The following is a 13,011-nucleotide window of genomic DNA, read 5'->3' on the forward strand; positions in this document are numbered from 1 at the left end:
AAAGAGTAGGTCGATGCCGAAGGAAGCACAAGAGGTCATCGAGCGACGCATCAACACGGCGCTCCAGGTGCTGATCGGCGGAGCCGTGCTGCGCAACGAGCGGGTCGCCCGCGAACTCGGCCTCAACGTGGTGGACCTGCAGACCTTCGGACTCATCGCCCGCCACGACGGCCCGATGTCGCCGGGCGAGGTGGTCCGGGCGGCCGGCTTGCCGGGCAGCACGGTCACCCGGGTGATCGACCGTCTGGTCGACGCTGGTTTCGTCCGGCGCACACCCAGCGAAACGGATCGTCGTCGGGTGGAGATCGCGGCGATTGCCGAGCGGGTCCCGGAGGTGGTGAGTCACTACGAAGGGATCACCGCACAGATGCGTGAGTTCAACCAGCGCTTCGACGGCGACGAACTCGCCATCGTGGCCCGCTATCTGGAAGCCATCGCCGAGGCCACCTGACCGGCCGCCCCGGACGACGGGCCGGGCGTGGCCGGGAGCCGGCTAGCGAACCTCGGTGACCGGGATCGGACTCGTGTTCATCGGGTCCACCCGCGGCCGGGCGAGGAGCGTCTCGATGCCGCGGCCGCGCAGCTCGACGCCTTCGCCGATCTCCCAGTACTCGGCCTCCTCGTGCGAGGCCAGGAACACCGCACGCGCCGAGCCGAGGACACGGGTGGGCTCGTCCTTGGCGAGTTCGGTCAGCCGGGCCGCCTCGTTGACCGGGTCGCCGATGACGGTGTACTCCAGGCGCTGTTCGGACCCGATGTGCCCGGCGATCGCTTTGCCCGCCGACACCCCGATGCCGATGTCGGTGTCGCCGAGGGTCCGGTAGAGCTCGATGCGCAGCTCGCGTGCCGATGCCAGTGCGCGACCGGCGAAGTCCTCGAGGTCCAGGGGCGCACCGAAGATCGCGAGCGCGGCATCACCCTGGAATTTGTTGACGAAGCCGCCGTGCCTACCGACCACCGCCACCACGACGCGGAAGAACTCGTTGAGCATGTCGACGACCTCCCGCGGGGGCCGGTTCACCGCCAGGCGCGTCGAGCCGACGATGTCGACGAACAGCACTCCCACATAGCGTTCCTCGCCGCCGAGTTCGGTGCCGATCTCGATGGCCCGGCGCGCGACGTCCTCACCGACGTAGCGGCCGAACAGGTTGCGCAACTGCTGGCGTTCGCGCAGGTCGGCCACCATGTCGTTGAAACCGGCCTGCAGCAGGCCGAGGTCGGATCCGTCGTAGATCTTCACCGCGGCGTTGAGATCGCCCGCGGACACCTTCGACTGTGCACGGCGCAATTGTTTGATCGGGTCGTTGATCGCCGCGACCACCCGCACGATCGCGAGCAGGCTGAAAGCCAACGACGCCAACGCCATCCACAGGATCGGCCGTTGCAGCCCGGCGGCGTCGGTCTCGATGAAGTTCAGCCGCTGCATCGTGATCAGGCCGACGATGACCAGCATCGGGGCGACCACACTGATCACCCAGAACACGGTGATGCGGGTGGTGACCCCCGGTGCGATCGCGTTGTCGGGGTTGTTGGCCATCGCCGCGACGGTGATCGGCCGCAGCACCTTCTCGAACTGCAGGAAGCTCAGCACGCAGGTCACCAGTGCGCCGATGAAGCTGGCCATCGCGACGATGAACGCATCCCGGTGCGAGACAGTCAGATTCACGCAGGTGAACAGAATGCCGCCGACCAGCCACATGCCGACGTTGACCGCCGAGAGCAGCATCGGCAGTTGTAACGCCCGCCGCCGGGCGCCCTCGTTGTCCAGGCGGGTGCGGCGCCGATGCCAGATCAGCACCGGCAACGACAGTTGGATACTGAAGACCGCGCCGACGATCATGGCGACCACGAGGTAGGCGGCGAAGATCGCCTGATTGAGGGTGGTGATCTCGTCGAAGCGGAACGAGTCGCTCGCGGGCATCCCGAACCGCAGGAACGCGAAGGTGAACAACGCGCCGACCAGGTTGGCACGCAGCATGTCGAGCGCAAGAATCGGCCACGGGGTGCGGATCAGCCACTTCCCCGTGTGCAGGGCTTTTGACACCCACGACCGACGCTCAATCACGTCAACCACGGTAGCTGGCTGCTTGCAATTGTTAAACGCGGTCGACGAATCGGACGTGTCCGACGTGCGGTTTAGGGTGAGGGTGTGACAAATGTCTTCGACCGGATGATCGGGCAAAAGGCGGTGATCGCCGACCTGGGTGACGCCGCCCGCGCGGCACGTGGCCTGGCGAATCGACTCGACGAGCACGCCGCCGGCGCCGTGTCGATGTTCGGCGAGGCCGACGGCAACGAGGATCTCGGCGATCCGGCGCGGTCGTCGATGACCCACGCCTGGTTGTTCACCGGACCGCCCGGCAGCGGCCGGTCGGTGGCCGCGACCTGTTTCGCCGCGGCACTGCAATGTCAGGACCCCGAGGTCATCGGCTGCGGCGAGTGCCGCGCCTGTTCGACGGTGATGGCGCAGACCCACGCCGACGTGCGCAACATCGTGCCGCAGGGGTTGAGCCTGTCGGTGGACTCGATGCGTGAGATCGTGCAGGTCGCCTCGCGTCGTCCGGGCACGGGCCGCTGGCAGATCGTGATCGTCGAGGACGCCGATCGGCTCACCGAGCAGGCCGCGAATGCGCTGCTGAAGGTTGTCGAGGAACCGCCGTCGCGGACGGTATTCCTGCTGTGCGCCCCGTCGGTCGATCCCGAGGACATCTCGGTCACGTTGCGCTCGCGGTGCCGTCACGTCGCCTTGACCACGCCGTCGACCGCCGACATCGAGCGCGTGCTCGTCGATCGCGACGGCATCGACGCCGAGGCGGCCCGCTGGGCGGCGTCGGTCTGTGGCGGCCACATCGGGCGCGCGAAGCGCCTGGCCACCGACCCCGACGCCCGCGCACAACGGGAATCGGCGCTCGGGATCGCGCGGGCGGCCACCCGAGACTCGACGGCGTACAAGGCGGCCGAGGATCTCGTGCGCTCGGCCGAGACCGCGGCCAAGGCGATCAGTGCCGAACTCGACGAGGCCGAGACCGAGGAACTCAAGACCGCCCTCGGTGCCGGCGGAACCGGCAAGGGCACCGCCCGTGCGCCACGCGGGAGCGCCGGGGCACTGAAAGAACTGGAGAGGCGCCAGAAGTCACGCGCCACACGGGTCGGTCGTGACGTCCTCGATCGGGCTCTGGTCGACCTTGCCGCCCTCTATCGCGACGCTCTGGTGCTGTCGATGGGCGCCCAGGTGACCGCGATGCACCCCGACAAGACCGACGACACCACGCGGCCGATGGCCTCGTATGCCAGTCCCGAACAGTTGTTGCGATGCGTGGAGGCGGTGCTCGAATGCCGCGAGGCGCTCGACGTCAACGTCAAACCCAAGTTCGCCGTCGATGCGATGGTCGCACGGATCGGGCTGGCGATGCGTGCGACCGAACGGGTGTGAGTCCGCGCGATCGGGCCCTCGCTCAGACGTCGCCGTTGCGCTTGGCGAGTTCGCGGACCCGGTTGAGTTCGGAGATGTTGCCGAAGATCGCGATCCAGTTGTAGGCGAGACACGAGATGATGCCCCACCAGCCCAGCGTGAGGCAGTGCGTCTGTGCCGCCCAGAAGGCCTTGCGGATCTCGGGCCAGGTGCCGACCGTCTGTGTGGGGCTGGTCAGCGCCAAGACCACCATCCCGGTGTGCCGCTTGAAGACCGCGCGGTACGCGCCCGTTGGTGCAGCGCGGTACGCGTCCGTTGGTGTAGCGCGGTACGCGTCCGTTGGTGTAGCGCGGTGCGCGCCCGGCGGTGTAGCGAGGTACGCGCCCGGCGGGTGGGGCTGACCCGCGTACGGCCCGGCATACGGTTGCTGCGGGTATGGCTGTGGTTGCGGGTACGGCTGTGGCGGACCCGCGTACGGCTGTTGCGGATACGGCTGGCCCGGATGGTGCTGCGGTGCGTTCATCGTTCCCCTCCTGCTGATTCCCCTCCTACTGCGACGGCTCACACGCTAGGGCACGGGGACCTGAATACGGGGCGTGCGTCGTTCAGGTGGACGAACTCGGTTACGCGTCGGTAACCCGACAGAAACGACGCCCTCCTAATGTGGCGTCGCATGGTTCCCGCCACGCCGCGCCCACCCGGCACCGGACTCGACATCACCGGACTCACCAAGGAATTCACCACTCGGACGATCCGCGGATCGTCGACGGTGACCGCGCTCGCCGAGGTCGACCTCAAGACCTCGGAAGGGGAGTTCCTGTCTCTCCTGGGGCCCTCGGGCTGCGGAAAATCCACGGTTCTGCGCATCCTCGCGGGGCTGGAGTCCCCGACGTCGGGGACGGTACTGATGAACGGGCAGAGCCCGAAGGAGTTGCAACGCAATCACGAGCTCGGCATCGCCTTCCAGGACTCGGCGCTGCTGCCGTGGCGGTCGGTGGAGTCGAACATCAAGCTGCCATTGCAGGTGGGTCGCATGCCCGCCGCCGACGGTCTCGTCGCCGACCTCATCGAACTCGTCGGGCTCACGGGATTCGAGAAGGCCAAACCCGCGGTGCTCTCCGGCGGTATGCGCCAACGGGTTTCGATCGCCCGCGCGCTGGTCGTGCGCCCCACCGCGTTGTTGCTCGACGAGCCGTTCGGTGCGCTCGACGACATGACCCGCCAACGACTCAACATCGAATTGCTGCGGATCTGGACCGAGAAGCCCGCCACCACACTGATGGTCACCCATGGGATCGCCGAGGCGGTGTTCCTTTCCGACGTGGTCGCGGTGATGAGTCCACGGCCCGGACGCGTCATCGAGACGGTGCGCATCGATCTGCCGCGCCCCCGGACCCCGGAGATGATGCGCACACCCGAGTTCCACGCGATTCACGATCACCTCTCGGGCTTGCTGTTCGGCGCGAAGGACGCCGATTCGGCCGTCGATGCCACGGAGGCTGTGGGTGGCTAGCATCTCGGCGTCGCGCGCGGGTGCCGACCGGTGGGCCGCGGGCGCGATCGGCATCGTCGGTCTGATTCTCCTGTGGTGGATGGCGGGTGCCCTGCAGTGGTTCCACGGCACCATCCCCACCCCGTAGGCGGTGTGTACGGCCATCGGCGACAAGGGTTCTGCGTTCTACGTCGACAATTTCTCGGCGACCATCTCGCTCGCGTTACGCGGATTCCTCTGGGGCAACGCGCTGGCGATCGCGCTCGCGGTGCTGGTGATCGTCGTGCCGCCGGTCGAGGGTCTCGCCACCCAACTCGCGATCATCTCCTACTGCACGCCGATCATCGCCGTCGCGCCGATCGTTCAGGTGGCCTTCGCGCAGGTGCAGACGATGATCGTGTTCCTCGCGGCGATCTCGGTGTTCTTCACGACGATGATCGGCACCCTGTCGGGGTTGCGTTCGCCGCACAAGGGCAGTCTTGATCTGGTTCGGGTCTATGGCGGCGGACGTCTCGTGCAGCTGTGGCGGGTCCGCTCGGTCGCCGCGCTCCCGAATACGTTGGCCGCCATCAAGATCGCCGCCCCTGCCGCCGTGCTGGGCGCGGTGCTCGGTGAGTTCCTCGCTATGCCCGAGCAAGGTGCCGGACCGGCAATGATCATCGCCCAGCAGGCCGGTGACATCCCACAGGTGTGGGCGATCGCGTTGCTCGCCGGGCTGGTGGCAGGCATCGGTTACGCGATCGTCGCGGTGGTGGCGCGGTTCGTCACGCGGTGGTCGACGGGTCTGGCGGTGCTCGGATGAGCGCCGGAGCGGGAAGTCTGTGGGCGGTCGCGAGATTCCTCGGGTCGCTGCTCGCCTCGCTGATCCTGATCCTGGTGATCTGGTGGTTGTTCCTCTTGGCATTCCCCGACATCGGGCCCATCATCGGACGCACGCCGGCCGACGTCTACGCATATCTCTTCACCGCACCCGACGCGGCGGATTCGCGTCACCAGATCCTCGCCGACCTGTGGATCACCCTCAAGGATGCGGCGGTGGGTTTTGTCACCGGCATGATCGCCGCCGTGCTCGCCGCCGCACTGTTCGTCGTATATCGTCCGGCCGCACAGACATTCATGCCGATAGCGATGCTCCTGCGGTCGGTGCCGCTGGTCGCGATGACCCCGCTGATCACGCTCGTCGTCGGACGCGGTGTCGCGGTCGTCGCGGTGATGGGTGGAATCGTCGTATTCTTCCCGGCACTGGTCATGATCATGACCGGGCTCGCCAACGCGCCCAGGCACCTCGACGACGTCATCGCCGTCTACGGCGGTGGTCGATGGACCGCGCTGCGGCGCTCAGCCGTGCCGTCGGCGGTGCCCGCACTGTTCAGCGCGGCCAAGGTGTCGGTGCCCGGCGCGTTCATCGGCGCGACCGTCGCCGAGTGGCTCGGAACCAACAAGGGTCTGGGAGCCACTCTGCAGCAAGCCCTTCCGGCCGCAGCCTACGACCAGTTGTGGGCATCGGTCGTGGTGATCACGGTGTCGTCGATCGTCGTCTACGCCGTCGTCGGCGTGATCGAGACGGTGGTGCTGCGGCAGATGGGCATGAGCGAGAACTGATCGAACCACCGTCCCGGGCCATTGCCGCCCCGGGAGTAACCAACAGGTAAAAGACCCGGGACAGCCCGGAAAGAGGGGACACCACACCATGAATCAGCACCACACACCTCAGCGCGGAACCGCCGGTCGTAGCGCCGGATTCGACCGCCGATCCTTTCTTCGTTACACGCTGATGGCGGGTGGGGCAGCGGGTGCGCTCGGCGCCGCCGGTGTGCTGTCGGCCTGTAGCAGCGGCAGCTCGGGCGGCAGCGGCGCGTCGTCGACCAACCCGAAGGTGCAGCTGTCGTGGCAGAAGAACATCGAATTCGCCGGCGAATACTGGGCATTGGAGAAGGGTTACTACCAGAAGGCGGGCGTCGGCACGCCGGAACTGCTCACCGGCGGTGGTGCGGGTACCGGGGTGGAGACGGGTCTGACGTCGAACAAGGTGTGGATCGGCATGACCGCCCCACAGCTCACCGCTCCGGTCATCCTGCAGGGGGCGAAGCTGAAAACCGTTGCGGCGACCTTCCAGAAGAATCCATTCTGCATCGTCTCCTCGGCGGCCAAGCCCATCAACACCCCGCAGGAGATGAAGGGTAAGAAGATCGGTGTGCAGGCCTCCAACGAGAACGTCTTCAAGGCGCTGCTCACCGCGAACGGGCTGACCGAATCCGACGTCCAGAAGATCACCGTGCAATACGATCCCACCCCGCTGACCAAGGGTGAGGTCGACGGCTGGGTCGCCTACATCACCAACGAGCCGATCACGTTGGCCGAGCAGGGTTTCGAGAACAAGGCGTTCCTCTTCGCGGACTTCAACCTACCGCTCGTCGCCGAAACCCTCGTCGTGCGCCAGGAGACCATCGACAACGAGCGCGACAAGCTGAAAGCCTTCCTCAAGGCTGATATCCAGGGGTGGTACGACGCCATCGCCGATCCCGCGGGCTCGGCGAAACTCGCCGTCACCAAGTACGGCAAGGATCTTGGTCTCGATGAGGCCGAACAGGTCAAGGAAGCGACCGCCCAGAACACCCTCGTCGTCTCCGACGACACCAAGGCCAACGGGTTGCTCACCATGACCGACGCGCTGATCGCCGAGAACATCGAAGCCCTTGCCAAGGCCGGCTACCAGATCAAGCCCGAGCAGATCTTCGACATGTCGCTCATCAAGGAGGTCTACGAGGAGGACCCGACCCTGAAGCGGGCCTGATCCCCCCGCTCGATCCCGCCCGACACCCGACCATCCCGCCCTGATGGTCGATCACTCCTGCCCGACACCCGACCATCCCACTCCGATGGTCGAGGTGCGGAGGAGCGATAGCGACGGAGCCTCGAGACCCGTTGCACCGGTGAGTATCCGGTCCCACGGGCACCGGAATCATCACCACCGCAACAGGTCTCGAGACCAGCCGCCTCCGCATCCGCCACGCCGCACCATCAACGACCATCGACCGGGCGCCATATCCCGTCGACCGGGCGTCACAATCCGCCCACCGGGCGTGCTCCGATACGCTGAAGGTCTGCCCGGTGCACCGCGGCCCGGGCGAACTGTGACGAGGAGTGACGACATGTCCGAGTTCATCAAGAAGATCAAGGACGAGGCCAAGGCGGTCGAGGCCGCGATCGACAACGAACTCACCGTGCTCGAGGGCGTCCCCGGCTATGACCCGCTGGCCAAGGACGAGGACGAGTCCGACGACGCCAGCGCGACCGCCAGCGACGACACCGAGGGTGGCGGCTCGCCGGTCGACGAGCCGAAGTAGGTAGCGCCCTCGTGTCGGTGTCGACCGACCTGTTCGTCACCGTGCTCAAGGCGCATCAGTGGATCTACCAGCACAGTCATGGTCTGATCGGGCGCCGTCTGCTGATGGGTAACCCGACCCTGCTGCTGCACATGACCGGACGCAAGAGCGGGCAGCCACGGACGACGGCGTTGACCTATGCCCGTGACGACGAGACCTATCTCGTCGTCGCCTCCAACGGCGGATCACCGCGCCCGCCCGCATGGCTCGCCAACCTGAAGGCCATCCCGGACGTCGAGATCCAGGTCGGCCGTCGTCATGTTCCGGTCACCGCCCGCGCCACCTATCCGGACGACCCCGACTACGCCCGACGCTGGGACCTCGTCGACGACGTCAACAACGGGCGCTACGCGCAGTATCAGAGCAAGACCACGCGTCCCATCGCGATTGTCGAGCTGACTCCGCGGGTGTGATCCGTCGGCGGCCATGAAGGTTGGAATCACCCTGAGCCAGATCATGCGTGTTCGCCGCGCGTCCACGGAGAGTGGGTGGCGACGAACGAAAGGTGATCGCAATGACATTGGCTCAAATCGATGCCCGCACCGACCGCGCGGCCGCCGCCGAACAGCTCTACCAGGACGCAGGCATCACTGTCACCAAGCTGGGGGAGCATATCGGCGCCAAGATCGACGGTGTGCGCCTCGGTGGGGACGTCTCGACCGAGCAGGTCGAGGCCATCCGCACCGCTCTCGCCGTGAACAAGGTGGTGGCGTTCTCGGGGCAGGAACATCTCGACGATGCAAGTCAGTATGCGTTCGCCTCGCTGCTCGGTGAGCCGACCGCGCCGCATCCGACGGTCACCTCTCGCGGCGACCAGTTGCTGACGATCGAGGGAGCCGCCAACAGCTGGCACTCCGACGTCACCTTCGTCGACCGCATCCCCAAGGCGTCGCTGCTGCGCCCGATCGTGCTGCCGACCTACGGCGGTGCGACCACATGGGCTTCCACGGTCGCCGCCTACGAGCAGTTGCCCACGCCGCTGCGGGCGCTCGTCGAGAATCTCTGGGCCACTCACTCCAACCTCTACGATTACGTCAGCCAGAAGGAGCCGTCGGGCGGTATCGACGTCGTCCAGAAGCAGGAGCACTACGCCGAGTTCACCAGTACCGAGTACGAGACCCTGCATCCCGTGGTGCGCGTGCATCCCGAAACCGGTGAGCGCAGTCTCCTCCTGGGGCATTTCGCCAAGGAGTTCCGTGGACTCAAGGCCTCGGAGTTCGCGAACCTCTACCACTTACTGCAGGATCGGATCACCAAGCTGGAGAACACCTTCCGATGGAACTGGAGCTACGGTGACCTGGTCATCTGGGACAACCGCGCCACCCAGCACTACGGGATCTCCGACTTCGGTGACCAGAAACGTCAACTGCATCGGATCACACTCGCCGGTGACGTACCCGTCGACATCCACGGCCAGAGCAGCCGGATTCTCCAGGGCGACGCGTCGCACTACTCGTCGGTGGAGCAGTCCCGGCGCTTGGAGGTGTTCGCTGCCTGACGTCCACATACCTGTGAATAAACTGAGAGAAAACTGAATCATCTGTGGCCGGATTCCCGAGGTAATCCTGCCACAGTCGGCTGTCCCCAGCGGGTTTCGATCTGTCGCCCGGCCAGACGATCCTGAGAGAGATTTTGCCATTTGACGCTTGAGGGTGGTTTGTCTGGATTAATGTCGCCGGTGCACGACGGGGAAGTCGGGGGGCTCCTTCTCCAACCGCACACCGGATTGAAGGAGCCGATCCATGGGAAGACACAGCCTCGTACGCGAACCCGCCACCCGCCGTGTGGCTTTGGGTGCCACCGCCCTTGCGGCGTCGGCCACCCTGACAGCCGGTCTGGCCTTCGGTGACGGCCAGGCACAGGCCTCGATTCCGCAGGTGACCAGCGGCCTGGCGAGCATCCACGACTGGTCGACCGCGACCCTGGATGAGGTGATCGCGGCGCTGGGGATCGAGTCGACGAGCGCTCTTGGTGGGGTCTCCCTGGACCCAGCCGGCGAGATCCGGGATGCGATTGAAGCATTGCTGAACAGCACTATCCTGACAGAGGGACTCACTGAGCAGTTCCTCGAGTGGTACGACTCCAGAGTGGGCAACTCGACCACGATTGCAATAGGCCCGGGTCTGGCAGCGGGAGCAGCGCTCGGTGGTAGTAACAGTACGTTCGCCCTGGCGGTGCTCGGGATAGCGGTGGCTACGGCAGGTGTGCACGATCTCGAGAACTACCTGCCTGACTTTATCTACGATCTCCTTGAGGAACTGAATCTGGCTGACTCTGTTGAGAGCCTTTTGCCTCAAGACGTGATTCTCTGCTTCGGCGGCCTCGCAGTGGCCAACTCCTCAACCGCAGGGTCATGTGCGAACATCGCAGCGACGGTGGACCTTCGGTACGACAAGCCTGACGGTCGCGTAGAGCTCGCTCTGACCAACCCGGCCTCGCTGCTCACCCTCCTGTCTGACAGCTCGCGGCTGGGTCAGGTCGTGGTCGACGCTCTGACCGGCAATCCGATTTACCTCGCCGACGATTTTCTGCGTCTGACGCTGAACGGTTCTGGCGCCAACCTCGCCTTGACCAGCGACTACGGATACACCGGCCCGATACAGATTTCCTGGCTGGGTTCGTCGCTCGTGTTGTTCCCTGGAACGTTCAAAGCACACGGCACCAACGGCCCCGACTACGTCAACTACCTGAGCCTGCCCACCCTGACGCTCGGCGCCCCGACGTCGCTTCAGCAGATCATCCCGACCTTCGACGTCTCGTCGTTCAACTTCTTCGATCTGTTCACCATCCCGGCGTTCAACACCGGCAACCTGATCTCTGCGTCGCCGACGAGCGCGACGGTCCCGGTGTCGGCGTTGCGGTCGGTGCAGCCCGAGCTGATGAGCGTGTCGGCCGGCGACTCTCCGACCAATGACGCGTCCACCGCGAATACCGCGACAAGCGATGCCGGGGATGGTGGACAGACCGCAGGGACGCCCACCTCGACCATCCCGGCGGCCGCTCCCGCGGCCGGCGAAACCACTCGTGCCACCGGCTCGACGGATACGGATCAGACTGCACCGCACCAAGACACGCCGGCACCCGCGCCGGTCGTGACGACCCCGTCCGGGCAGGCCGACGCCGGTGATCAGGCCGGCGGTGCCACGGGTGACCAGGGTGCCGCGAACACGGCACCGATCACCGACGACTCGTCCTCGTCGACGCCGTCGAGCTCACCGGCGGTAGGGTCCGCGACGACTGGCGGCACCGGTGCCTCCACTGTGAGCGATCAGCAGCAGCCCGCAGCCTGATCGCCCATGCGGTGCCTTACGATCGCCGCATGACCAACGCGGGGGATCTTCGAAGAATCGTCGAGGCGGCGCTGCTGTTATTCGTCGCGGTGACGATCATCGATCTGACGTTCACCCATCAGGCCTTCTGGGAGTCGGTGAAGGACGGGTTGGTCTTCGCCATCATCGCGATGGTCGTGTACGTGGTGTGGGACTTGGCGAGTTCGGCGTTCCGTGCGCGTCGGCGGGGCGACACGCACGGCTGTACCGACAGTCGATAAGGGTTGCGCTCACTGGGCCGGCCGGTACTCGACCTCTGACGGTGCGGCCTCGGGTGGAGCCGAGAGCCGACCCAGCATGATCGTCGACAGCAGCATCACGCCGAGGGCGACGAAGATCGCGATGTCGCCCGCGTTTCCGACGCGGAGGGCCTCGTCATAGATGGTCAGTCCCAACGACATTGCGATGATCGGTTTGAGGACGGTGACCGCGGGCAGGCTGGTCTGGACGTCGCCGGCCTGATAGCTGGATTGCTGCCACAGGGTGCCGAGCGTCGCGGTGACCGCCATCGCCCAGAACTCCCAACTGGCGAGTCCGTCGAGTAGCCCGTCGCGGAATGCGGCGATCCCGGTCTTGGTGAGCGGTGCCGAGAGGCCGAGGAGGACGCCGGCGCCGATGGCCAGTGTGAGTGATCGCCATGTGCCGTGTGGCAGTCGTGAGCCGCCTGCCACGCAGACGATCACGACGGGGATCATCACGGCGAGCGGGATGATCCAGTCGCCGAACGGCGGATCGTCGATGCCCTCGGTGGGTTGCCCGAGCAGCATGAACACCACCAGTGATGCGGTCAACAGTGCAGCCCACGTCCATTCGCGCGCGGTGAGCATCCGACGTTCGGAGTAGGCGCCCATCGGCAGGGCGAACAGTAACGCGGTGACCAGCAACGGCTGCACCAGCATCAGGCTGCCGACCGCCAAGGCCCAGGCCTGGACGACGAATCCGAGGATGTCGGCGGCGATACCCGCCAGCCACGTCTTGCGTCGGAAGAGGGCGACGAAGAAACCGGCACCGACGGCGCCGTCGTCGGGCAGCCCTCGGGTGCCGGCGGCCTGGAGCACCGATGCGATCGCGAACAGCAGTGCCGCGGCGAGCGACAGGATTATCGCGACGATGTCCACGCACACTCCGTGGTCGGCGTAACCGGCGATTCGACGTGTCGCATGAGCCGAAGCGTAGTGCACCGCGCCCGGATTCGGGCGAGGCCCGGCGTGCGATCGGACCACGACCCCGCCCGGTACACATGACCCCGCCGAACACAAAGGCGACGACCGGATCGGTCACGTCCGTGTCCTGCTCGCCCATCAGGGCGGTGCCCGCCAACTCCGTGGGGGAGTGGTCGGAGCCGTGTCGGAAACAGTGTGTCGTGAGCGACCCGGTCGTCGCGCGTCATGT

13 protein-coding genes and 1 pseudogene are annotated in these 13,011 nt (G+C 66.1%); 11 read left to right on the forward strand and 3 right to left on the reverse strand.

Going from position 1 to position 13,011, the window contains the following annotated elements; all coding sequences use genetic code 11:
* The first annotated feature begins 13 nt into the window (after nucleotides 1-13).
* Nucleotides 14-451, forward strand: coding sequence for a MarR family winged helix-turn-helix transcriptional regulator (locus AC5ZH6_RS03945; protein WP_006372357.1), 438 nt, complete (start codon nucleotides 14-16; stop codon nucleotides 449-451).
* A gap of 42 nt (nucleotides 452-493) precedes the next feature.
* Here the strand turns inward: AC5ZH6_RS03945 and AC5ZH6_RS03950 are convergent, their stop codons facing one another.
* Nucleotides 494-2,074 carry an adenylate/guanylate cyclase domain-containing protein gene (locus AC5ZH6_RS03950; protein WP_244421209.1) on the reverse strand — a complete coding sequence of 527 codons (1,581 nt, stop codon included), beginning with the start codon at nucleotides 2,072-2,074 and terminating at the stop codon, nucleotides 494-496.
* A gap of 75 nt (nucleotides 2,075-2,149) precedes the next feature.
* On the opposite strand from AC5ZH6_RS03950, the gene AC5ZH6_RS03955 reads away from it, so the two are divergent.
* Nucleotides 2,150-3,433 (forward strand): DNA polymerase III subunit delta', encoded by a 1,284-nt coding sequence (locus AC5ZH6_RS03955; RefSeq protein WP_006372359.1) that lies wholly within the window; start codon nucleotides 2,150-2,152, stop codon nucleotides 3,431-3,433.
* Nucleotides 3,434-3,455: 22 nt separating this feature from the next.
* Here the strand turns inward: AC5ZH6_RS03955 and AC5ZH6_RS03960 are convergent, their stop codons facing one another.
* A complete protein-coding gene (locus AC5ZH6_RS03960; protein WP_006372360.1) occupies nucleotides 3,456-3,935 on the reverse strand; it encodes a hypothetical protein in 480 nt (159 codons plus the stop codon).
* A 138-nt stretch (nucleotides 3,936-4,073) separates the two neighbouring features.
* On the opposite strand from AC5ZH6_RS03960, the gene AC5ZH6_RS03965 reads away from it, so the two are divergent.
* The 9 genes and pseudogenes from AC5ZH6_RS03965 (at nucleotide 4,074) to AC5ZH6_RS04005 (ending at nucleotide 11,840) form a co-directional block, all read left to right on the forward strand.
* On the forward strand, nucleotides 4,074-4,925 hold the full coding sequence (locus AC5ZH6_RS03965; protein ID WP_006372361.1) for an ABC transporter ATP-binding protein: 852 nt from the start codon (nucleotides 4,074-4,076) through the stop codon (nucleotides 4,923-4,925).
* Nucleotides 4,900-5,706: pseudogene (locus AC5ZH6_RS03970) on the forward strand (ABC transporter permease). Before AC5ZH6_RS03965 ends, AC5ZH6_RS03970 begins: the two are co-directional and overlap by 26 nt.
* Complete coding sequence (locus AC5ZH6_RS03975) at nucleotides 5,703-6,506, forward strand: ABC transporter permease (RefSeq protein ID WP_006372363.1); 804 nt, start codon at nucleotides 5,703-5,705, stop codon at nucleotides 6,504-6,506. Before AC5ZH6_RS03970 ends, AC5ZH6_RS03975 begins: the two are co-directional and overlap by 4 nt.
* Before the next feature lie 88 nt (nucleotides 6,507-6,594).
* Nucleotides 6,595-7,698, forward strand: a complete 1,104-nt coding sequence (locus AC5ZH6_RS03980; RefSeq protein ID WP_006372364.1) for an ABC transporter substrate-binding protein — start codon at nucleotides 6,595-6,597, stop codon at nucleotides 7,696-7,698.
* 358 nt (nucleotides 7,699-8,056) lie between these two features.
* Nucleotides 8,057-8,251, forward strand: coding sequence for a hypothetical protein (locus AC5ZH6_RS03985; protein ID WP_006372365.1), 195 nt, complete (start codon nucleotides 8,057-8,059; stop codon nucleotides 8,249-8,251).
* Between the two features lie 11 nt (nucleotides 8,252-8,262).
* Nucleotides 8,263-8,703, forward strand: coding sequence for a nitroreductase family deazaflavin-dependent oxidoreductase (locus AC5ZH6_RS03990; RefSeq protein ID WP_006372366.1), 441 nt, complete (start codon nucleotides 8,263-8,265; stop codon nucleotides 8,701-8,703).
* Between the two features lie 101 nt (nucleotides 8,704-8,804).
* Nucleotides 8,805-9,788: a TauD/TfdA dioxygenase family protein gene (locus AC5ZH6_RS03995; protein ID WP_006372367.1), complete on the forward strand. Its 984-nt coding sequence runs from the start codon at nucleotides 8,805-8,807 to the stop codon at nucleotides 9,786-9,788.
* A 379-nt stretch (nucleotides 9,789-10,167) separates the two neighbouring features.
* Nucleotides 10,168-11,580 carry a hypothetical protein gene (locus AC5ZH6_RS04000; protein WP_496168497.1) on the forward strand — a complete coding sequence of 471 codons (1,413 nt, stop codon included), beginning with the start codon at nucleotides 10,168-10,170 and terminating at the stop codon, nucleotides 11,578-11,580.
* A gap of 29 nt (nucleotides 11,581-11,609) precedes the next feature.
* Entirely contained in the window at nucleotides 11,610-11,840 is a 231-nt protein-coding gene (locus AC5ZH6_RS04005; protein WP_006372369.1) for a hypothetical protein, read from the forward strand.
* A gap of 9 nt (nucleotides 11,841-11,849) precedes the next feature.
* Here AC5ZH6_RS04005 and AC5ZH6_RS04010 read toward each other — a convergent pair whose 3' ends face one another.
* Nucleotides 11,850-12,737 (reverse strand): DMT family transporter, encoded by an 888-nt coding sequence (locus AC5ZH6_RS04010; protein ID WP_006372370.1) that lies wholly within the window; start codon nucleotides 12,735-12,737, stop codon nucleotides 11,850-11,852.
* Nucleotides 12,738-13,011 lie beyond the last annotated feature (274 nt).

This window comes from Gordonia sp. YC-XJ4, from assembly GCF_059511865.1.